Annotated in this window: 16 protein-coding genes; 11 read left to right on the top strand and 5 right to left on the bottom strand. The window is 70.8% G+C overall.

The features are described from left to right. The first annotated feature begins 89 nt into the window (after positions 1-89). From ACIRON_RS07690 to ACIRON_RS07675, 4 genes are read left to right on the top strand one after another with little or no spacing between them, the layout of a single operon-like run. Positions 90-1,028 (top strand): glycosyltransferase, encoded by a 939-nt coding sequence (locus ACIRON_RS07690; RefSeq protein WP_402991111.1) that lies wholly within the window; start codon positions 90-92, stop codon positions 1,026-1,028. Next, positions 1,025-1,879, top strand: a complete 855-nt coding sequence (locus ACIRON_RS07685; RefSeq protein ID WP_402991109.1) for a hypothetical protein — start codon at positions 1,025-1,027, stop codon at positions 1,877-1,879. Before ACIRON_RS07690 ends, ACIRON_RS07685 begins: the two co-directional genes overlap by 4 nt. A 1-nt stretch (position 1,880) precedes the next feature. Beyond that, positions 1,881-3,080 carry a pyridoxal-dependent decarboxylase, exosortase A system-associated gene (locus ACIRON_RS07680; RefSeq protein ID WP_402991106.1) on the top strand — a complete coding sequence of 400 codons (1,200 nt, stop codon included), beginning with the start codon at positions 1,881-1,883 and terminating at the stop codon, positions 3,078-3,080. A gap of 39 nt (positions 3,081-3,119) precedes the next feature. Continuing rightward, positions 3,120-3,386 (top strand): acyl carrier protein, encoded by a 267-nt coding sequence (locus ACIRON_RS07675; RefSeq protein WP_402991103.1) that lies wholly within the window; start codon positions 3,120-3,122, stop codon positions 3,384-3,386. Positions 3,387-3,451: 65 nt separating this feature from the next. Here the strand turns inward: ACIRON_RS07675 and ACIRON_RS07670 are convergent, their stop codons facing one another. After that, on the bottom strand, positions 3,452-4,846 hold the full coding sequence (locus ACIRON_RS07670) for an AMP-binding protein (RefSeq protein WP_402991100.1): 1,395 nt from the start codon (positions 4,844-4,846) through the stop codon (positions 3,452-3,454). A 123-nt stretch (positions 4,847-4,969) separates the two neighbouring features. On the opposite strand from ACIRON_RS07670, the gene ACIRON_RS07665 reads away from it, so the two are divergent. Then, positions 4,970-6,301 carry a glycosyltransferase family 4 protein gene (locus tag ACIRON_RS07665; protein WP_402991097.1) on the top strand — a complete coding sequence of 444 codons (1,332 nt, stop codon included), beginning with the start codon at positions 4,970-4,972 and terminating at the stop codon, positions 6,299-6,301. 118 nt (positions 6,302-6,419) lie between these two features. After that, positions 6,420-7,535, top strand: a complete 1,116-nt coding sequence (locus ACIRON_RS07660; RefSeq protein WP_402991095.1) for a DUF1972 domain-containing protein — start codon at positions 6,420-6,422, stop codon at positions 7,533-7,535. Here the strand turns inward: ACIRON_RS07660 and ACIRON_RS07655 are convergent, their stop codons facing one another. After that, positions 7,536-8,687 (bottom strand): MFS transporter, encoded by a 1,152-nt coding sequence (locus ACIRON_RS07655; protein ID WP_402991092.1) that lies wholly within the window; start codon positions 8,685-8,687, stop codon positions 7,536-7,538. Between the two features lie 597 nt (positions 8,688-9,284). Here ACIRON_RS07655 and ACIRON_RS07650 point away from each other — a divergent pair. Continuing rightward, positions 9,285-10,559: a DUF222 domain-containing protein gene (locus ACIRON_RS07650; protein ID WP_402991090.1), complete on the top strand. Its 1,275-nt coding sequence runs from the start codon at positions 9,285-9,287 to the stop codon at positions 10,557-10,559. Between the two features lie 613 nt (positions 10,560-11,172). On the opposite strand, the gene ACIRON_RS07645 is transcribed toward ACIRON_RS07650, so the two are convergent. Both ACIRON_RS07645 and ACIRON_RS07640 read right to left on the bottom strand, forming a co-directional pair. Next, positions 11,173-13,089 carry a glycosyltransferase gene (locus ACIRON_RS07645; RefSeq protein ID WP_402991088.1) on the bottom strand — a complete coding sequence of 639 codons (1,917 nt, stop codon included), beginning with the start codon at positions 13,087-13,089 and terminating at the stop codon, positions 11,173-11,175. After that, a complete protein-coding gene (locus ACIRON_RS07640; RefSeq protein WP_402991085.1) occupies positions 13,086-13,853 on the bottom strand; it encodes a CDP-alcohol phosphatidyltransferase family protein in 768 nt (255 codons plus the stop codon). Before ACIRON_RS07640 ends, ACIRON_RS07645 begins: the two co-directional genes overlap by 4 nt. Positions 13,854-14,024: 171 nt before the next feature. On the opposite strand from ACIRON_RS07640, the gene ACIRON_RS07635 reads away from it, so the two are divergent. Beyond that, entirely contained in the window at positions 14,025-15,146 is a 1,122-nt protein-coding gene (locus tag ACIRON_RS07635) for a glycosyltransferase family 4 protein (RefSeq protein ID WP_402991082.1), read from the top strand. Beyond that, positions 15,143-16,624: a lipopolysaccharide biosynthesis protein gene (locus ACIRON_RS07630; protein WP_402991079.1), complete on the top strand. Its 1,482-nt coding sequence runs from the start codon at positions 15,143-15,145 to the stop codon at positions 16,622-16,624. Before ACIRON_RS07635 ends, ACIRON_RS07630 begins: the two co-directional genes overlap by 4 nt. Here ACIRON_RS07630 and ACIRON_RS07625 read toward each other — a convergent pair. Further along, a complete protein-coding gene (locus ACIRON_RS07625; protein WP_402991076.1) occupies positions 16,611-17,696 on the bottom strand; it encodes a right-handed parallel beta-helix repeat-containing protein in 1,086 nt (361 codons plus the stop codon). The genes ACIRON_RS07630 and ACIRON_RS07625 overlap by 14 nt on opposite strands. 200 nt (positions 17,697-17,896) lie before the next feature. On the opposite strand from ACIRON_RS07625, the gene ACIRON_RS07620 reads away from it, so the two are divergent. Then, positions 17,897-20,194 carry a hypothetical protein gene (locus ACIRON_RS07620; RefSeq protein WP_402991073.1) on the top strand — a complete coding sequence of 766 codons (2,298 nt, stop codon included), beginning with the start codon at positions 17,897-17,899 and terminating at the stop codon, positions 20,192-20,194. Positions 20,195-20,312: 118 nt separating this feature from the next. After that, a complete protein-coding gene (locus tag ACIRON_RS07615; RefSeq protein ID WP_402991070.1) occupies positions 20,313-20,933 on the top strand; it encodes a hypothetical protein in 621 nt (206 codons plus the stop codon). Positions 20,934-20,935: the final 2 nt, after the last annotated feature.

Here is a 20,935-nt window from a genome sequence, read left to right as displayed (position 1 = left end):
GCCAGCCTTTGCGAAGGCCTACCTCATACGGGGGATCTGCGGTCGGGAGGCGGTTCCGGCGGGGGTGGACCCCGTTGAGACTCGGTGATGTGTCGCTCCCGATCCGAACCATCGCAGTCGTGGTGGTGACCTACAACAGTGCTCACCTGCTGGCCGATCTCGTCGGCTCCCTGCCGGGTGGGCTGGCCGGCCTCGGGTGGCGGCTGGTGGTCGCCGACAACGCCTCCGCCGACGACACCGTGGCGACTACGCGCCGTCTCGCGCCGGACGCGACCGTCGTCGAGACCGGTCGCAACGGCGGCTACGCCGCCGGGATCAACGCGGGTGTCGCGGCAGCCTTCGCCGCGGATCCGGACGTCGACGCGGTGCTGGTCCTGAACCCGGACGTACGCCTCGAGCCGGACTGCGTCGCCGCGCTCGCGCGCGAGCTCGTGCCCGGGGTCGGCGTGGCCGTGCCCCGGCTGGTCGACGCCGATGGCCGGCTGATCGAGTCGATGCGTGGCGCCCCGAGCCTGGTGCGGGCCTTCGCAGATGCCGTGGTCGGCGCCAACCGCGCCGGCCGGGTCCGGTGGGCAGGGGAGGTCGTGGCCGACCCGGCCGAGTACGACCGCGGCCAGGACACCGACTGGGCCGAGGGGTCGACGCAGCTGATCAGCGCCGAGTGCTGGCGCGCGTGCGGCTCCTGGGACGAGTCCTACTTCCTCTACTCCGAGGAGACCGAGTTCCACCTGCGCGCTCGTGACCGGGGCTTCCGGGTGCGGTTCGTGCCCGCCGCGCGCGCCGTCCACCTCGGCGGCGAGTCCACCACCTCACCGGGGCTGTGGGCGCTCCTGGTCGCCAACCGGGTGCGGCTCTTCACGGTTCGCCGCGGGCGGGTCCAAGGGGCCGCGTACTGGCTGATGGTGCTGGCCCGCGAGTGCAGCCGGGCGCTGCTGGGCAAGCAGACGTCGCGACGTGCCGTCCGCACCCTGGTCAGCCCCCGCCGGATGAGCGCCCCGCGTGGGCCCGAGTGGGTGGCGAGCGCATGAAGGCCGTGCTCGCCCCGATCACCGCCGACGACCTCCCGGCCGTCTCGACGTTCCTGCACGAGCAGCTGAACCCGCGGGTGCAGGAGCTGGAGTGGACCCACGCGCTGAGGGTGCCCTGGGACGTACCCCAGCCCAACCACGGGTTCTTCCTCGCCGAGGAGGAGCGGGTGGTCGGGGCCTACCTCGCCTACTACTCCGATCGGAGGGTCGGCGCGGAGACGCTCCAGGTCTGCAACCTGGGCGCCTGGTGCGTGCTCGACAGCCACCGTCATCAGGGGCTGCGGCTGCTGACCACGCTGCTCAAGCAGCCCGGCTACGAGTTCACCGACTTCTCGCCCTCGGGCAACGTGATCGCGCTCAACCGGAAGCTCAAGTTCACCGACCTGGACACGACCACCTCGCTGGTGCCCGGAGTGGCATTGCCGCGACGGCGCGGGGTGCGGGTGAGCAGTCGTCCCGACGTACTGGACTCGGTGCTGCAGGGCGATGAGCGAGACCTCTACGCCGACCACCGTGCCGCGGCGGCCGCCCTGCACGTGGTGCTGAGCACGGGCTCCGAGCACTGCTACGTCGTGGCCCGCAAGGACACCCGCAAGGGCGTACGTGTCTTCGGCTCGGTCCTCTACGCGAGCAACCCGGAGCTGCTCCGGCGGCACGCGCCGCGGCTGGCCTCGCACCTGCTGACCCAGCACGGTGCCGCGGCGACCCTGGTCGAGCACCGGGTCGTGGGCGGTTCTCCGGCCGGGTCCTACCGGCTGTCGCGGTCGCGGCCGAAGATGCTGCGCAGCGACGCCCTCGACCCCGCGCGGGTCGACTACCTGTACAGCGAGCTGACATGTCTGGAGTGGTGAGATGACGTACGCCGGCGGGCCGACGGTCGGGGGACTGACCGTCTCGAGGTTGGCCGAGCGGGTCGGCTCGACCCCGTTCTTCGCCTACGACCGGGCCGCGATCGACGCCCGGGTGGCCTCGCTGCGGGCAGCCCTTCCCGGTGATGTGCACCTGAGCTATGCGGTCAAGGCCAACCCGATGCCCGCGGTGGTGCAGCACCTGGCCCGCGCCGTCGACGCGCTCGACGTCGCATCGGGGGCCGAGATGCGGGTGGCGCTCGACACCGGGACGGATCCGGGCGCGGTGAGCTTCGCGGGGCCGGGGAAGTCGGTCGGCGAGCTGTCCCAGGCCGTCGCGGCCGGGGTGCTCGTCGAGATCGAGTCGCCGCTGGAGGCCGACCGCCTGGTCGAGGCCGCCGAACGGCTCGGGATCCGGCCGCGGGTCGCGGTGCGGGTCAACCCGGACTTCGAGGTCAAGGGCTCCGGGATGCGGATGGGCGGCGGCGCCCAGCAGTTCGGGGTCGACGCCGAGACGGTGCCGATGCTGCTCAAGACGCTGCACGACCGCGACGTCGAGGTGGCCGGCTTCCACGTCTTCTCGGGCTCTCAGAACCTGCACGCCTCGATCCTGGCGGAGGCTCAGGAGCGCACCGTCGACCTCGTCCTGCGGCTCTCCGGTGACCTCGCGGAGCCGATGACGTACCTCAACATCGGCGGTGGCTTCGGCATCCCCTACTACACCCAGGATCAGCCGCTCGACCTCCCACTGGTCGGCGCGCGGCTCGAGGAGCTGCTCGCCACCCGCGTACGTCCTGCGCTGCCGTCCGCGCAGGTCGTCATCGAGCTCGGCCGCTATCTCGTCGGCGAGGCCGGGGTCTATGTGACCAGGGTCGTCGACCGCAAGATCTCGCGTGGCAAGACCTTCCTGGTCGTCGACGGCGGCATGCACCACCAGCTCGCCGCCTCCGGCAACTTCGGCCAGGTCATCCGCCGCAACTACCCGATCTCGGTCGCCGTGGCCGGTGATGGCGAGGCTGCGGTCGAGACCGTACAGGTCGTCGGCTGCCTGTGCACGCCCCTGGACCTGCTCGGCGACAAGGTGAGCCTGCCGCGCGCCGAGGTGGGCGATCTGGTCGTGGTGCACCAGGCCGGGGCGTACGGACTCACCGCCAGCCCGACCGCCTTCCTGAGCCACCCCGTCCCGCTCGAAGTTCTCGTCTGAAACCCGATCTGCAACCCGATCTGCAACCCAAGGAGTCCCATGACCATCGACACGACCGACGCGACCCTCGTCAGCGTCGCCGAGGCGATCACCGAGGTGATCGGCCCCGACCACAGCGCCGGCACCCTGGCCGCGGACACCCTGCTCTTCGGCTCCCTGCCCGAGCTCGACTCGCTCGCCCTGGTCGAGCTGATCACGGTCCTGGAGGACCGCTTCGACTTCGAGATGGACGAGGACGACATCAACGCCGAGGTCTTCGAGTCCGTCGGGTCCCTGGCCGACCACGTGCGCGCGCAGGTCGGGTGATGTTCACCGAGTTACCTCGGTTCGGCGCCACCTACTTCGTGGAGTTCCGCGAAGGCAGTGACTGTTCACCGAGGTAACTCGGTGAACATCCCGCCCTCGACCAGCGCCTGAGCGGCGGCGTGGTCGATCTTGCCGTTGCCGGTGCGGGGGAGCTGGGCGACGGGGACGAGCACGTCGGGGACCGAGTCGGGCCGCAGCACCGTCGGCAGCCGGCGGCGGAGGTCGTCCAGGTGAGCCTCGGGACCCTCGACGAGGCTGACCAGGGCGCCCTCGGGGGTGGCGGCGGTGAACGTGACCAGGCCGAAGGCCTGCTTCACCTCGGCGTCGAGCGCGTCCAGGTCGACGAAGCTCGCGCTGCGCTTCACCCGGCGGCCCGCGCGGCCCAGGCAGAAGAGCTCCTCGCCGCGCCGGGCCCCGACGTCGCCGGTCAGCACCCGCTCCGGCCCGTCCCAGCGCGGGAACTCGCCGCTCGGGGAGCCGAAGAGATAGCCGCCGGGCAGGTGGGGCGACTCGATGGCCAGCATCTCGCCCGACGGCTCCATGGACGTACGCCACGCCCCGACCACCCCGCGCCCGATCGCGACCGCGCCGTGGACCGCCGGCAGGTCGTCGCCGGCTTCGAACCGGGCGGCGCTGGCGAACCCGATCGTCTCGCTGGTGCCGTACGTGTTGACGACGGTCGGGACACCCAGGTCGAAGACGCGCTGCGCGTCGGCGGCGGAGAGCCGGTCGCCGCCGGAGCCCCACACCCGCAGGCTGGGTGGGGCCCCGGCGGCCCGCTCGGCGGCCGCGAGGTCGATGAACCGAGGGGCGAGTCGCAGGTGCGTCGCCTCGACCCGGGCGCAGAAGCCGAGCGGCCGGAGCCGGTCGCCCAGCGATCCGGACAGGTGGAGGGAGGAGCCGGCGGCCAGGGCGACGAGCAGGTTGGTCATCGCCAGGTCGTAGGAGAGATGTGAGACCTCGGCCCACGCCGAGGAGGCGTCGAGATCGAGCGCGGCCGCGCCGTGCGGGACGAAGGCGTCGATGCCGGCCCAGGAGGACAGCACGCCCTTGGGGCCGCCGCCGGTGGAGCCGGAGGACATCGCGACGTACCCGGCCTCGAGGTCGGAGCGGGACGACGAAGCGACCGCCCGGATCCCCGACCGGTCGAGCACGACGTCAGGATGAAGCGCCTGGAGGAGGGATCGGCGGTGGTCCTCGCTCGCCGACGGATCCACGAAGCAGACCGAGAGGTCGCCGAGGATCGCGGCGACGAGCGCCACCACCGCGTCGGTGGACAGTGGCAGCGACACCGCGACCAGCGGCTGCGGGCGACCGGCGGCCGCGACGAGGGCGAGCCGCAGCTCCTCGGCGGCGCCGACCAGCCCGTCCGCGTCGACCGACGTGCGCCGGTCCGCGATCACGGCGTGCGACCGGGGTCGGGTGCGTACGGAACGGATGCGCTCGGCCAGCGGGTTCACATCAGGCGACGCTAGGAGCCGCGAGGCCCCGGGACACCCGCGTCACCGCTCACGATCCCCGGATTCGGGGATATGCCGGGCGTCCCCGTCGAGGGGGTCTCCGGGCTCCTCAACGCTGCTCATATGGTCAACGCAGCCCAGCAGAGACAAGGCGTCGCAAAGACGCACGTGCTGATCATCGTCCAGAACCTTCCGGTGCCGCTCGACCGACGGGTCTGGCTCGAGTGCCAGGCCCTGGTCGCCCGGGGCTACGAGGTCAGCGTGATCTGCCCGAAGGGCCCCGGCGATCCCGGGCGCCAGCAGCTCGGCGGCGTACGCATCTACAAGTATCGGCCCGCGCCGCAGGCCCGCGGCGTGCTCGGCTACCTGCTCGAGTTCGTCTACTGCTGGATCCGCACGGCACTGCTGGCCAACAAGGTCTGGCGGGACCGTCCGTTCGCGATCATGCAGGCGTGCAACCCGCCCGACACCTACTGGCTGCTGGCCCGCATCTGGAAGCGCCGTGGCGTCGAGTTCGTCTTCGACCAGCACGATCTCAACCCCGAGCTCTTCCTCTCCCGCTTCGGTGCGCCGACATCGCTGTCCGGCCGCGCCCAGCTGGCCGCGCTGCGCTGGCTCGAGAAGCAGACGTACGCCACCGCCGACAAGGTCATCTCGACCAACGAGTCCTACCGGAAGGTCGCGATCACCCGCGGCGGGATGGCACCCGCGGACGTGACCGTGGTCCGCAGCGGACCGGACACCTCGGTGATGCGCCCGGTGCGGCCCCACGACGTCGTCTCCGACAAGGGCAGGCGCCACACCCTGGTCTACCTGGGGATCATGGGTCCGCAGGACGGTGTCGACACGGTGCTGGAGGTCATGGAGGAGCTCGTCCACCGGCGCGGCCGCAGCGATGTCGACGCCGTGCTGATGGGCTTCGGCGACTGCCTCGAGGACCTCAAGCGACGCTGCACCGAGCTGGGTCTCGACGACGTCGTCACCTTCACCGGGCGGGCCGGCTCGGCGCTGATCGCCCAGCACCTCAGCGCCGCCACCATCGGCCTGTGCCCCGACCTGAAGACGCCGCTCAACGACGTCTCGACGATGAACAAGACCATGGAGTACATGGCGTACGCACTGCCGTCGGTCTCCTTCGACCTGGTCGAGACGCGGGTCTCCGCCGAGGACGCGGCGCTCTTCGTGCCGTCGGGGGACGTGGCCGCGTTCACCGACGCGGTCGAGTCGCTGCTGGATGATCCCGAGCTGCGGGTCGAGCTGGCCCTGCGGGCGCGGGAGCGCGCGGCGAAGGTGCTCGACTGGGGCCCGCAGTCAGCGGCGTACGTGCAGGTCTACGACTCGATGTGCGCGATCGGGGAGGCGCCGGCGGCGGTGGACGGGTTCGAGTACGTCGATCTGGACGACCCGGACGCGCTGCGCCAGTTCGTGCTCACCCGCGGGCCCGCGGTGACGTAACCGATTTCGGGTATATGAACCCGACTTCTGGACCGCGATCCCCGCGGATCCTCTTGGATGGCTCCTTGTGCTGAAAATAGGGGCCGTCGGCTCCTAAGAATATAGGAGTCAACCCCACGTGACCCCAACTGTTCGGATGCTCGGGACCCGTGGCGTGCCCGCAGCCCACGGCGGCTTCGAGACCGCTGTGGAGAACATCGGGCTCGACCTGGTCGACCGCGGCTGGCGGGTCGTCGTCTACTGCCAGGACGACGAGCCAACCGCGGACCTGCGGATCGACTCGTGGAAGGGCATCGAGCGCGTCCACGTGCCGGCCCGGCACGACGGCCCGCGCGGGACGATCGAGTTCGACGTCGGAGCGGTGCGGCACGCCGCCCGCGAGGCCGCGCAGGACGGCAGCGTGTGCGTGACGTTCGGCTACAACACCGGCGCGCTCAACTCCGTACTGCGCTCTCGCCGCGTCCCCAACATCATCAACATGGACGGCATCGAGTGGAAGCGGGCCCGTTGGTCCGGCCCGGAGAAGGCGTTCCTGTGGACCCAGGAGCGTGCCGCCTGCTGGCTGGGCGACCACCTCATCGCCGACCACCCCGAGATCGCGCGCCACCTGGCGACCCGGGTGCCGGCCGAGAAGATCACCACGATCGCCTATGGCGCGCCGCGTGTTGTCGACGCGCCGGTCCGGGCGGTGCTCGAGCACGGGCTGGAGCCGGGTTCCTACCTCACCCTGGTCGCCCGGCCGGTCCCGGAGAACAGCATCCTCGAGGTCGTCCGGGCCTTCTCCAGCCGACGCTGGGGCCGGAAGCTGGTCGTGCTGGGGTCCTACGACCCAGCTGACGCCTACCAGCGCGCCGTCCTGGAGGCGGCGAGCGACGAGGTCGTCTTCCTCGGCGCGATCTACGACACCGACATCGTCTCGGCCCTGCGCTTCCACTCCGTGGCGTACGTCCATGGCCACCAGGTCGGCGGCACCAACCCCTCGCTCGTCGAGGCGCTCGGCTGCGGCAACGCCGTGATCGCCCACGACAACCGCTACAACCGCTGGGTCGCCGACGCCGCCGCCCTCTACTTCTCCGACGAGGCTGGCGTCGTCACCGCGCTGGAGCGGCTGCTGTCCGAGCCCGATCTCGCGGCGTCGCTGTCCTCGGCCGCCCGGGATCGTCACTCCGCCGAGTTCACCTGGAGCCGGATCACCGACCAGTACGAGCAGCTCATCCGCGCCCACATGCGCTGACTAGACGTCCGTGGCGACATCCGCGCCCTGGGGTGCGGCCTCGCGGGCGACGTAGGCGCGGTAGGCGACGACGCAGGCCACGGTGAGGACCGCGGCGGTGGCGGCGCAGACGGTGAAGAGGGTGTGCCACTCGTCGTGGTCGGCCGCCGGGCCGGCGACGACGGCCGCGACCGAGCTGCCGATGAAGAGCGAGGCGGCGAAGCAGGCGACGACGGTGCCGCGCGCCTCGGGGACGATCGAGGTCGCCCAGGTCTGCAGCGAGGTGTGCAGGAAGGCCCAGGTGATCCCCAGCATCACGACGATGCCGATGATGGTGGGCACCGAGACGCGCATGGTCGCGACGGCGTACCCGGCGGTCAGGGCGACGCCTCCGATCCCCATCAGCGCCCAGCGCGGGAGCCGCCGGGTCAGCGCCTTGAGCACCTGCGAGGAGAGCAGGACCGCGATGCCGTACGCAGCCGCCGCCAGCCCTGCTCGCGCGGCGTCGACGCCCTGCGCCTGGAGCGCCGGTGCGAGAAGGGTGAGGACCCCCAGGACGAGGCCGCCCTCGACGAAGACCAGCAGCCCGACCACGATCACCCAGCGGTTGCTCAGCGCGGCCCGGAACGAGGCTGCGATTCCGCCGCCGGTGGTTCGTGGCGGCTCGGCGAGCTTCCTCAGACCCCAGGCGCTGACCAGTGCCACGAGCGCCGGCACCGCGAACACGACCCGCCACCCCGCCATCTGTCCGGTGATCCCCGCCGCGGCGGCGGCCAGCGCCGTACCCACCGCCATCGCGGCCATCAGGTCGGACAGGGCGCGCTGTCGGTGGGTGTCGGAGACGGTGTCCCCGACGTACGTCAGTGAGGTCGGCACGATCGCCCCGAAGAACGCTCCCGCGACGACCCGCACCAGGACCAGGGTGATGAGATCAGGCGCCGCTGCCGAGACCAGTCCGGCGATCCCCGCCCCGACGAGCGCCCCCTGCATCAGCCGCACCCGGCCGAATCTGTCGGACAGCGCGCCCCACAGCGGCTGGCACAGTCCGTACGCCAGGTAGTAGCCGCTCGCGATCGCCACCGCCTGCCCCACCGAGACCTCGAACGTCGCCGCGACGAGGACGAGGATCGGGCTGACCACGAATCGGTCGAAGCTGCTCACGAACGAGGCCACCGAGATCCATAACGGTGGGCGCTGGGGAGACGAGTCGGGGGTGTGGGGCACTCTGTCAGGTTAGTAAAGGACTGATGTCCCCGGTGGGCGAGCTTGTCGAGACCGCCTCCGCCGCTGGTCGAGCCGCGAGCGCTAGCGAGCGTGTCGAGATCAACACGGTCGGGTTCGGGGGTCTGGTCGGGGTGTTTCGACTTTGTTGAGTTCGTTCTGGCGGTTGTCGGGGACTGTTTCTTCGGGGGACCGTGGGCCGCCGACCCTTGCTTTGAGGGTGTTCTCGATGGTCCCCGGAGTAAAGGACGGCCTTCGGCCGCCGGCTTCGCCGGCCGCTTCGCGGTCCTTGACACCGGGGACCATCGAGAAAAGATTTGGCTGGCTATCGGGGCGGCGGCCCGGGTGTGGCGCAGCGGAAACTTTGGTGGGATCAGTGGGGCTTGTGGGGGTGGAGGGTGGCCCTTCGGGCCACTTACCATCCACAGGGACGATGCCGTTCGCTCACCGCGAAAATGGGCTTTGACCTGCACCTATAGGTGGCTAGGTATCCGTTCGGGGGCGTAGAATCAGACCCATCACAACACACCTCTGAGGGGAGGGATCACGATGAGTCTGGACCGCGACGTCGACCACTGGGGCAGCCGCCCCGGTGATGCGATCGACGCCGCCCTGAGAGCCATCGAATCCTCCCTCCAGGACCTGCTCGCCAGTGACCCTGCCTATTGGCGGACCTCGACGAAGAAGGACCTTCTGGCCCGCCTGGAGACGATCCAGGCCCAGCAGGCTGCGTTGAAGCTCCGCGTGTTGGCCACGGCCGGCGATATCGCCGAGGAGACCGGCGACAAGGACGCCTCCGCCTGGATGCGCGCCGAGCTCTTGGTCGACAAGGCGGTGGCCCGGTCGCAGATCAAGCTCGCCACCAAGATCGCCAAGTACGAGCTCGTCGCCGAGGGTCTTGCTGCTGGTGTCGTGTCCCAAGACAAGGCCCGAGCGATCACCAAGGCCCTCGACAAGATCGAAACCGACCCGGTCGCCAGCACCGAAGACCTCGCCTTGGCCGAGAAGCTCCTGGTCGACTACGCCACCCGGCTCACCGCCAACGAACTGGCGATCGTCGGCAGGAAGATCCTGGCCGAGATCGACCCCGCCCGGTTCGAAGATGCCGAAGCCAAGGCCCTGCTCGCCGAGGAAGAACGCGCCCAGCAGAAGACCGCACTCCGAGTCTGGGACAACCACGACGGTACCGTCGGATTCGACGGCGTGCTCCCGACCTCGATCGGAATGCGGTTCAAACGGCTCGTCGAGGCCTACGCCCAGCCCCGCAAACAGCAACTGGTGGAGAAGGGTGCGGCGTTGCCTCCCTGGGGACGACTCATGGGCCAAGGCTTTGCCCGCCTGTTGGAGACGATCGACCCTGCCGCGTTGCCCCGCCACGGTGGCGATGCCACCACCCTCAACGTGGTGATCTCCCTCGAGGAGCTCCGCAAAGACCTCGGGACCGCCACGTTGGGCTACGACGAGACCAACGGAGCCACCATCACCGCCGCCGAGGCCCGGCGCATGGCCTGCAACGCCACCATCATCCCCTGGGTCCTCGGCGGTGATGGCGAGGTCCTCGACGCCGGCCGGGCCAGCAGGTTCTTCCAGCCGATCCAACGCAAAGCACTCCGGTTGCGGCAGAAGTGCTGCCAAGCCGAGGGCTGTGACATGCCACCCGAATGGTGCGACGCCCACCACCTCAATCCATGGGCTGCCGGTGGAAAGACCGATCTCAAGGACGGGGCGTTGCTCTGTTCGCATCACCATCGTCTGGCCCACGCCCCGGCGTACCTCCATGAGCGACTACCGGACGGCACCATCCGCTTCACCCGCCGCCCCTAGATCCAGCGACGCACCATGACCGGCCCACCACGCTGCGGTTGGAACTGACTCCCCAGCTTCGGCCCCGGCCGAGGCCGCATCCCCGCGCGCCCACTCCGAGTCGGTGCGGCCGACCCTCAACCCCAGTGATCGGGCCCTCCCGGGCGGAGCGTGGAGTGCATGATGGCCCTTCTTGGGGCCTGATCACGGGCAGTTGTCTGGCTCGGATCGACTCAACGCAGGAGATCGTGAAGCCCTTCACAAGGTGTCATCGGCTAGTACAGCGACCCGAACCCAACCGATCGAGCACGCAAGAGGTCCGGCCATGTGAACGGTTCACAAGGCCGGACCCTCTGTCCTAGGCACCGACGAAGCACGAGCCGACCCGGAGACGTCACCGACCACAGCTCCCAAGCCCGTGCCCAACCAAAGCCTCCGCGCCAAACCCCGCCGCCGACCCTGTATACAGCCAAAATTCTCGGGGTCGCCCGGTGTCAAGGATCGCCGAAGGCGACCGGCGAAGCCGGCGGCCGAAGGCCGTCCTTGACTCCGGGCGAGACCGAGAACACCCTCCAAGAAAGGGTCGGCGGCAAACAGTCCCACGAAGCAACAGTCAGCAGGAGAGAGACCGGCCTCAGGGCAGCAACGCAGCCCGGAAGGCCGCAGCGTGCAACGCCCCGGACTCCGGCCACTCCCGAGCGGAGAGGTCGGGCCGGCCGGCCGCCGGGGCGGTGGCGACCGCCTTCAGGGCACGTTCCAGGTCTTCGATGGTGATGGTGCCCTCGAAGAGGTGGAGCCAACCTTCGCCGACCTCTTCGGCCAGGCGACGGTTGACCTCGTTGTCGGGGGCCAGGACCGGGGTGTCGAGGGAGAGGGCCAGCAGCAGGGCCCCGGAGTTGTGCATCGCCCGGTAGGGCAGCACCACCAATGCGGCAGCGGCGATCTCGGCGGCCAGGGTGGCGTCGTCGGCGTAGCTCAGGTCGGCACTGATCCGTGCGTCGGCGGCGGCAGCAGCACGGACCTGGTCGGCGAGGGCGGGGTCGGAGGGGGAGCCGACGAGGCGTACGTCCAGGTCTGCCTCGGGGCTGTCGGTGACCGCCTCCACGAGCTGCTCGACACCCTTGTAGGGCTTGATCAGACCGAAGTAGAGCACCCGCCTGTCGACGGTCTCGACGGGCTCGGCGAACGCCTCGATCACCGGCTCGAACCAGTCGCGGTAGTGGGCGTGGACGATCGTCGAGGTCGGCACGTCGAGAGGGGGAGCGGTCTGGTCGGTGAGTCGGATGACGTGCCTGGTGCGGCGCTCGAGGGCGTCGAGGAGCCGGTGGTCCCAGCGACTCAGACCGTCGGGTCGGGCGAGGTTGTGCCAGGTGCGTACGACCGGGGTCCGGGTCAGCCGGAGCCGGATGATGAACGCGGTGGTGAGCAGGCGGCGGGCCAGCCGGCGCAGCGGCGTACGCGCCGACGTCAGCAGCAGCTCGGGCCAGTGCACGTGGAAGACGTCGTAGCGGCCCGCGACGGCCCGGGCGAAGCCGAACAGCACGACCTCGGTGTCGTCCCGCCGTCCCAGGGTCTCGACGAGCTGGACGATGTAGGGGTTGGTCGTCGCGCGCAGCTCCCGGACCGACGCCAGGACCCGGACCGGCCGGTCACGGCGCCCGTCGCGCAGCCCACGGAGGACCGCGGAGACCGGTCGTACCGGGTGCAGGAGCTGGCGGCGGCCACCCCGCATCAGGATCTCGTACGCAGCCCCGACCGCCCCGCGTCGCCAGGCCTGCTCCCGCTCCTGGCTGAGCCAGGTCCGGGCGAAGAGGGCGCGGTTGCGGATGTTGAAGTAGTAATAGGCCGGCGACTTGGCGCGGGACCCCTCGGCGCGCTGGGTGCCGCCGCCGGCATGGACCGCCGTGGCCCCGTCGACGACCGCGACCCGGCCGCCGAACGCCCGGACCCGGGCGCACAGGTCGACGTCCTCCCAGTAGAGGAAGTAGCGCTCGTCGAAGCCGGCCAGCCGCTCCCACAGCTCACGCGTGACCGCGAAGCAGGCGCCGGTGACCCAGGGCAGCGTCTCGGCGCCCGGGTGCTGTGACCTGGAGTGTGGGGCGCGGCGCCGCCACGGGCGCATCGCGCCGGTGTCCAGGTCGAGATCGATGCCCGCGGAGGCGACCGACCCGTCCGGGTCGAGCACCGTCGGACCGGCGAGCAGGAGCGGCTCGGCCTCGACGGCGGCCATGAGGCGTACGGCCGACTCGGCGTCGATCGTCGCGTCCGGGTTGAGGAAGAGCAGTACGTCGGCACCCTCGGCCAGCGCGGCCGCGGCACCGAGGTTGCAGCCGGCGCCGAAACCGGTGTTGGTGCCGGGGAAGACACCGGTCCAGCCCTCGCGCTCACAGAGCCGTCGTACGGCGCTCCGGTGGGCGTCGGTCGAGTGGTTGTCGACCACGACGATCCGGGCGGGCCGGAGCGCGGCGGCGACCTCGGTCGTGTGCCGCTCCAGCAGTGCTGGATCGCCATAGCTGACCACCACCACGGCAAGCCGGGAGAACTCGCTCACGACGGGACCTCGACCGCGCCGTCGAGGACGCGCAGCTCACGCCACCACTTGCGCAGCGCGATGGCCAGCGCGGCGGCGTTGCAGACGAAGACCAGGGCGTAGATCCAGGAGAAGACCATCCCGAAGCCGAGCAGCACGAACATCCAGCACTGCGCGCCGTAGTCCATCGGCAGCAGCGCCCACTTGCGCAGCGGGTTCTCGTGGACCGCCGCGGGCGACCCGGGAGGCTCGGTCGTCGGAGCCGGGCGCAGGGTGGGCATCAGGATCAGCCCGAAGTACGTCACCACAGCAACCACCTCGAAGCCCAGCGGCACCAGCAGCCAGCCGTCGGTGACCGGACCGAAGCGATACCAGGACACGAGGACCGCCAGATGCAGGCTGGCCGTCTTGAAGCAGTCGATGGTGTGGTCGAGCCACTCACCCGAGCGCGACCCGCCACCACGCAGCCGGGCGAGCTGGCCGTCGGAGGAGTCGAGCACGTAGCCCGCGGCCAGCAGCACCGCGACCAGGACCCCGCTCCACCAGCGCGGCTCGACCAGCGCGAGCACCGCCAGCCCGGCCGCCGAGAGCGTCGCGCTCAGCGCGGTCACCTGGTTGGGGCTCGCCCCGAGGGTGTGCGCGGCCGCGGCGACGACCCGGCCGGCGGGCCGGTTCACGAGCCGCGAGTAGGCCGCGGTGTTGAGCGAGGGCTTCTGTGCCTGAGCCAGCGCCTCCAGATGTGCACGGAACCCGGCTGGGGCGCGTTCGGCGCCGGTCGCGGCCATGCTCGATCCTGCTTTGCTCATACGTGCATACGTGGGGGAGGGGAGTGACATCGGGACCCTAGACGACCCGCGATCGTTCGAGGTCGCCGAGACCGTCCGCTCCCCAGATCTGGGTAGGACTTTGCCAGGACCTTCGGCCCGGGCCGTCCCGGTGACATACGGTTGCCCATCATGCGTTTGTTGGTCGCCCACCCGTCGCCGGACGTCTACGGCTCCGATCTTCAGCTGGTCGAGACGGTGCGTGGGCTGCACCAGGCAGGACAGCGGGTCACCGTCGTCGTACCCGAGCGTGGACCGCTGCTCCCGCTGCTCGAGGCCGCCGGTGCGAGCGTCGAGGTGATGACGTTCCCGGTGCTGCGCAAGGCCTACCTCAGCCCGACCGGCCTGGTCCGGCTGGTCGCGGCGCTGACGGTCTTCTGGGTGCGCGCGGCGCGGCTGTGGCGGCGGGTCCGCCCGAGCCGGCTGCTGGTCAACACGGTCACGATCCCGTGGTGGATCGTCGTCGCCCGCGCGGCCCGCGTCCCCGTGGTCTGCCACGTGCACGAGGCCGAGGACGACCAGCCCAAGCCCGTACGCCTCGCCCTGACCGCTCCGCTCCTGCTGGCCACCCGCGTGGTGGCCAACTCGCGGGCCTCCCGCGACGTCCTCGCCCGGACGCTGCCCGCGCTCGGACGGCGTACGACAGTCGTCTACAACGGGGTGCCGGGGCCTGAGTCCGTCGCGGCGGCGCGCACCCGGATCCCGAACGGCCCGCTGCGGCTGGTGCTGGTCGGACGGCTCTCGCCGCGCAAGGGGACCGACGTGGCGCTCGAGGCGCTCGCCGAGGTGCGCCGGCAGGGAATCGACGCGCGGCTGCGGGTGTGCGGGTCGGTGTTCGCGGGCTATGAGTGGTTCGAGCAGGAGCTCCGCGACCGGGCCGACGCCGACGACCTGACCGGCAGCGTCGAGTTCCTGGGCTACGTCGCCGAGCCCGCGCGCGAGCTCGAGCAGGCCGACGTCGTGCTGGTGCCCTCGCGGGTCGAGCCGTTCGGCAACGTCGCGGTCGAGGCGCTGCTCGCCGAGCGGCCGCTGGTCGCGAGCCGCGTCCAGGGCCTGGCCGAAATCGTGACCGACGCTGAGACCGGACTGCTCGTGACCCCCGGCGACGCGCACGAGCTGGCGACCGCGATCCAGCGCCTCGCCGCCGACCCCGCCCTCGCCGCCGAGCTCGCCTCCGCCGGCCGCAAGGACGCCGAGGAGCGCTTCGGCGCCGAGCGCTACCGTGACGAGATCGCCGCCGAGGTCCTCGGGTGAAGGTGATCGACAACCCCCATTCCGGACTCGGCAGAAGCGCGACGCGCGGCGGTCTGGTCGTCCTCGGAGGTCAGGGCGTACGCATCCTGGTCCAGGTCGCCTCCGTGGTCGTCCTGTCCCGGCTGCTCAGCCCCCGCGACTACGGCCTGGTCGCGATGGTGCTGGCGGTCATCGCCTTCGCCGAGATCTTCCGTGACCTCGGGCTCTCGACGGCCGCCGTCCAGGCGAAGGTGCTCACCCGCGTACAGCAGTCGAACCTGTGGTGGCTCAACACCGGCATCGGCGCCGCGCTCGCGCTGATCGCGGTCGCGGTCGCACCCCTCATCGCCGCCCTCTACGACGAACCCGCCCTGACCTCGCTGACCATCGCGATGGCGGGCATGTTCTGGCTCAACGGCATGGCCGCGCAGTATCGCGCGGACCTCACCCGCCGGATGCTCTTCACCCGACTGGTCGCGGCCGACACCGCCGGACCGCTGCTGGCGCTGGGTGTCGCGGCGTACGCGGCCGCCAACGGCGCCGGCTACTGGGCCCTGGTCGTCCAGCAGCTCGTCCAGAGCGCGGCCGGGCTGGTCGTCGCCGGGGCCTGCGCCGGCTGGCTCCCCGGATGGCCGCGGCGCGGCGGCGAGATCGGCGGGTTCTTGAGGTTCGGCTGGTCCTTGGCGAGTACGCAGCTGATCAACTACGCCGCCAACAACATCGACTCCGTGCTGATCGGCACCCGCCTTGGCGCCCACCAGCTCGGCACCTACAACCGCGCCTGGCAGCTGCTGATGACGCCGCTGGGTCAGCTGCGCAGCCCCACCACGACGGTCGCGCTGCCGGTGCTGAGCCGGATCCGCGACAACGCTGCGCTCACCCAGCGCTTCGTCGAACGCGGACAGCTCGCGCTCGGCTACAGCCTCGGCGCCGGGCTGGGTCTGGTCGCCGGCGCCGCGGTCCCGGTCTGCGCACTCTTCCTCGGTCCCGGCTGGGACGTCGCCGGGGTCTTCGCGCTGCTCGCCTGCGGGGGTCTGTTCCAGACCCTGGCCTACGTCGGCTACTGGGTCTATCTCGCCCACGGGCTGACCACCGAGCTGCGGCACTACACCCTGGTCGCCTCGGCGCTGAAGGTCATCTGCATCCTGGTCGGAGTGCGCTACGGGATCACCGGCGTCGCGGCCGGCTACGCGATCGCGCATCTCCTGGAGTGGCCGCTGTCGCTGTGGTGGCTCTCCCGCCGCACCCAGCTCCACGTCGGCCGGCTCTACCTGGGCGCGGCCCGCATCCTGCTGGTCGCGGGATCGGTCGCCGCGGCCGCCTACGCCACCGCCGCCGCTCTCCACGGGCAGAACCCCGCGGTGACGGTGCCGGTCTGCGTGCTGGCCGGGATCGCGGCGTACGCGGTCCTGCTGCTGGTCCCCTCGATCCGCCGCGACGTGATCTCCCTGGCGGAGACCGTGCGAGGCGCGATCGAGGATCGCCTCAGCCGCGGCTGAGCGCGACCGGGCGGCCGGTGTCGTCCCAGACGTTGCCCGAGTGGGTGATGTTCGTCGAGGACGGGTGGATGATCGCGCAGCCGTCGATCCGCTGGTCGCTGAGGAACCGGTTGTCGCGGATCACGAGGCCGTCGACCGGGCCGCGGCCCTTCTCGGAGATGTTCACGGTGCAGCCGCCCCCGCCTAGGCGGTTGTCGCGGATCGTGACCCCGTCGACGTCGCTGATGCTCTGGGTGATCATGACGCCGGCGTTGTAGGCGCCGGTGAAGCGGTTGCCCGCGATCGTGATGTTGCCGCCGCCGATGATCTGGATCGAGTCGTCGTGCGAGGCGCCGCCGCCCTGGTAGGGGTCGCTCCCGAAGTGGTAGTTGTCGTGAAACCAGTTGTCGCGCACCGTCACGTTGCTGCCGGTGATGTGCACCTGGTCGGTGACGTGGTGGATCTCGGAGCTCTGCAAGGTGAAGTCGTGGCCGACCACGCCGTTGACGCCCGGCGCGGCGTTCGCGGCGAGCACCTCGACGTTGCTGACCAGCATCCCCGCGCCGCTGTCGTTGTTGTTGGAGATCCCGGCCGTCTCGGACCCGGTCGGCACGATCACCCGGGTGTTGCGGATGGTCACGTTCGGCGCCTCGACGCTGACCCGCCCGTGCACCTCCAGCCCGTCGACGACCTTCCCCGCGGTCCGGATCACCAGATCGCCCCGGTGGACGCGCAGCTTCTTGTTCGCAGGTACGCCGGCCCCCGGAGTCGCGGCCAGCGGCTCGGCCTCGACGGGCTCGTCCGGACGGTCCCCGGAGCGGTTCGGCTGCGCCGACTCGGTCGACCGCTTCCTGGGCTTCGGGCTCGCCGACGGGCTCGGGATGCGCGTCGAGGAGGCGGATGGGGAGACCGACGGCGACGACGACGGGGTCGCCGGGCCGCCGAAGTCGTCGGGCGGCAGATCGCCGTAGCTCCTCTCCGCACGCGGCGTGCGGTCCTCAGCGGCACCTGTGGTCAACGCGTAGGTCGAACCCAGCGCGACCACGGTGAGGACCGCGGAGATGCCGAGGCGGATCGGGGACGGGACGGTCAAAGACGTACGCCTTCCTGTGGGCTGGGCAGCCTACTGACGGTGCCGGAGTCTGCACCAGGCAGTTTGCGCGGGTTGGGCTCCTTGGTCCAAGACATACCCGATTCAGGGGATGGAGTGTGCGATTGACGGGCGGATGACCACAGGTGTCCGCGACACTGCCGTGTCGCGGCCGAGGTGGCCGCCTTGTGCAGGGATGGATGATGACGCGGATACACGTTTGGCGTCTGCTGGCGGCCGGGGCGGTCGCAGCTGTTCTCGGGGTGAGCAGCCTGGTCATGTCGGGAGGGGCGACGGCGGACACGGCTCCGGTCGACCCGGAGCTGCCGGAGACGGTCTCGGCGGACGTACTTCCGACGGTGCAGATCGACGGGGTCGCCTGGAAGCAGGTGATCGTCGGCGACGTCGTCTATGTCGGGGGCAGCTTCACCTCGGCTCGCCCGGCGGGCGCAGCGGCCGGCACTGACGAGACGCCGCGGACGCATCTGCTCGCCTATCGGCTCTCCACCGGTGAGCTGATCGACGGCTTCGCGCCGACGCTCAACGGCCAGGTCAAGGACATGGCGCTCTCGCCCGACGGATCCCTGCTCTACCTCGCCGGCAGCTTCACCCAGGTCAACGGCGTCAACCGCTACCGCGGCGCGGCGATCAACCTGGCCACCGGCGCGCTGACGAGCTTCCGGCCGATCTTCAACTCGACCACCAACGCGGTCGCGGCCACCGCCGACGCGGTCTTCTACGGCGGCGTGTTCACCTCCGCCGACAACACCGCGCGTACGAAGGTGGCCGCCGTCCGGCCGAACGACACCGGGACTCAGCTGCTGTCGATGAACCCGACGGTTTCCAACGGCAACGTGCAGGACCTGGTGGTCTCGCCCGACGGCGCCGACATCGTGATCGGCGGCAACTTCACCAAGGTCAACGGCTCCGGGAACCCGGGCTACGGTCTGGCCCGGATCAATGTCGCGACCGGTGCCTCGATGGCGCTGCCGGTCAACTCCGAGGTCCGCAACGGCGGATCCAACTCCGCGATCCTCTCCCTGGAGAGCGACGGGACCAGCTTCTACGGCACCGGCTACCACTACGGCAGCGGCGGCAACGTCGAGGGCACCTTCAAGGCCGACTGGGCTGCCGGGAAGCTGACCTGGCTCGAGGACTGCCATGGCGACACCTACGCCGTCTGGCCGACCGACGACGTCGTCTACCAGGCCAGCCACAAGCACTACTGCGGCAACTCCGGCGGCTTCCCGGAGACCAACCCGCGCAGCTTCCAGCACTCGACCGCGGTCACCCAGGACGTACGCGGCACCAACACGCGTGACATCTACGGCTACCCGGACCACCCCGGCACCCCGCGACCGGAGTTCCTGGAGTGGTACCCGAAGTGGACCCCCGGCACCTTCACCGGCGCCAACCAGGCGCCGTGGACCGTGGCGGCCAACGACGACTACGTCGTCTACGGCGGCGAGTTCCTCAAGGTCGACGGGGTGGCCCAGCAGGGGCTGGTGCGCTTCGCCGTCAAGGACATCGCGCCCAACGAGGTCGGCCCGGGCCTGGTCGGCGCGGAGTTCGGCCTCACCGCGACCTCGCCCGCCGACGGCCAGGTCCGGCTGACCTGGCCGGGCAACGCGGACAAGGACAACGCGACCGTGACCTACAAGGTCTACCGCGGCTCGACCGACGTCGCGCCGATCCATACCAAGCCGGTCACCGCGGCGTTCTGGAAGCAGACCTCGCAGAGCTTCCTCGACACCGAGGCGCCGCCGGGCACCACCCAGAGCTACCGGGTCGTCGCCGAGGACGCGTTCGGCAACCAGTCGCCCACCGAATGGGTCTCCGTCGACGTCGACGGCGAGCCCGTCCCGCCGGCCGAGGGCACCATCGCGGAGGACACCTTCCAGCGAGCCGAGACCAGCGGCTGGGGCACCGCCGACGCCGGCGGCGCCTGGACCCGCAGCACCGGCACCGCCGGCAACTTCTCGGTCTCCGAGGGCCGCGGCTGGCACTCGGTCACTCCCGGCGGCACCACCGAGTCAAGGCTCGGCGAGGTCTCCGCGACCGATGTCGACGCCACCGTCAGCGTCGGGGTCTCCCGACTCCCCGACGCGGGCTACGTCTGGTCGATCCTCGGCGCCCGGGTCACCGCCACCGACCACTACGCCTCGCGGCTCCGGTTCAACCCGGACGGCACCGTCGGCCTCCACCTCGTCCGCAGCGGCACCCCGGTCGTCGGCGCCAACGTCGTCGCGGGCCTGAGCGTCACACCCGGCGACCGGCTGATGGTCCGCCTCCAGGTCACCGGCACCTCGCCGGCGACCGTGCGCACCAAGGTGTGGCCGGCCGGCTCCGCGGAGCCGTCGGGATGGACGTACGAGCTCTCCGACTCGACGCCGGCCAACCAGATCGCCGGTGGAGTGATGCTGCGCAGCTTCGGCTCCTCGACGATCGGCACCACACCGGTCCGGGTCGGCTACGACGACCTTTCGGTGACGGAGGAGTAGAAGGCATACCCGATCTTGGGGAGTGGGTGTTCGGATCCACCCACGGGCGGCCGACTTGGGCTTGAATGCACCGTCTCAACTCAATGTCTTTGTCCGATCCGCCCGCGGAAGATCCCCCATGCTCAGTCAAGTCCCGCGTACGAGGATGTACGTCGCGGCAGCCATCGCTGCCGTCGTCCTGGTGAGCGTCGCGGTCGTGCTCGTCCTGCGCAACCCGTTCGTCCCGGACGCTGCCGGGTCGGACTCGACGGTGGCCGCCGCCCCCTCTCCGACGGCGACCCCGTCGGAGAAGGAGTCCACGTCGTCCTCCGACTCTGAGGACGATGAGACGGGGAAGTCGGACGCCAACCGCGCGCTCGGTCTGAAGGCCGTGGCGACCACGTCCCCGGGCGTGACGGCCCGGCTGGCCAGGATCGACTCGGTCCAGGCCACCGCGAGCCTGCCCGGTGAGATCGGTGGCCCGGCGCTCGCGATCACCGTGAAGGTGAAGAACCAGACCGGGAAGAAGCTCGACCTGGCGCTCGGCGTGGTCAACGCCTACTACGGTCCCGAGCGCACCCCCGCGGTCAGCGTCGCCTCCGACGGCGAGGTGCCGTTCCCGGCCTCGGTCGGCGACGGCCAGTCGGCCAAGGGCGTCTATGTCTTCCAGATCCCCGAGGAAGCCCGCCCCGTACGCGTCGAGCTCGATCTGGGCAACGGCGCCGACGTGGTGGTCTTCAAGGGCCGACCCCAGCGATAACC

This window comes from Nocardioides sp. NPDC101246 (assembly GCF_044767415.1).
Classification (GTDB): Bacteria; Actinomycetota; Actinomycetes; order Propionibacteriales; family Nocardioidaceae; genus Nocardioides.
The sequence above is the reverse complement of the archived record's forward strand: the minus strand, read 5'-3'. Positions and strand labels throughout refer to the sequence as shown.

What these genes read in the sequence shown, in the direction of transcription:
- ACIRON_RS07675 (WP_402991103.1), top strand. Translation starts at nt 3,120, where the DNA reads ATGACCATCGACACGACCGACGCGACCCTCGTCAGCGTCGCCGAGGCG.
- ACIRON_RS07615 (WP_402991070.1), top strand. Translation starts at nt 20,313, where the DNA reads ATGCTCAGTCAAGTCCCGCGTACGAGGATGTACGTCGCGGCAGCCATC.
- ACIRON_RS07665 (WP_402991097.1), top strand. Translation starts at nt 4,970, where the DNA reads ATGGTCAACGCAGCCCAGCAGAGACAAGGCGTCGCAAAGACGCACGTG.
- ACIRON_RS07635 (WP_402991082.1), top strand. Translation starts at nt 14,025, where the DNA reads ATGCGTTTGTTGGTCGCCCACCCGTCGCCGGACGTCTACGGCTCCGAT.
- ACIRON_RS07685 (WP_402991109.1), top strand. Translation starts at nt 1,025, where the DNA reads ATGAAGGCCGTGCTCGCCCCGATCACCGCCGACGACCTCCCGGCCGTC.
- ACIRON_RS07620 (WP_402991073.1), top strand. Translation starts at nt 17,897, where the DNA reads ATGACGCGGATACACGTTTGGCGTCTGCTGGCGGCCGGGGCGGTCGCA.
- ACIRON_RS07650 (WP_402991090.1), top strand. Translation starts at nt 9,285, where the DNA reads ATGAGTCTGGACCGCGACGTCGACCACTGGGGCAGCCGCCCCGGTGAT.
- ACIRON_RS07680 (WP_402991106.1), top strand. Translation starts at nt 1,881, where the DNA reads ATGACGTACGCCGGCGGGCCGACGGTCGGGGGACTGACCGTCTCGAGG.
- ACIRON_RS07640 (WP_402991085.1), bottom strand. Translation starts at nt 13,853, where the DNA reads ATGGCCGCGACCGGCGCCGAACGCGCCCCAGCCGGGTTCCGTGCACAT.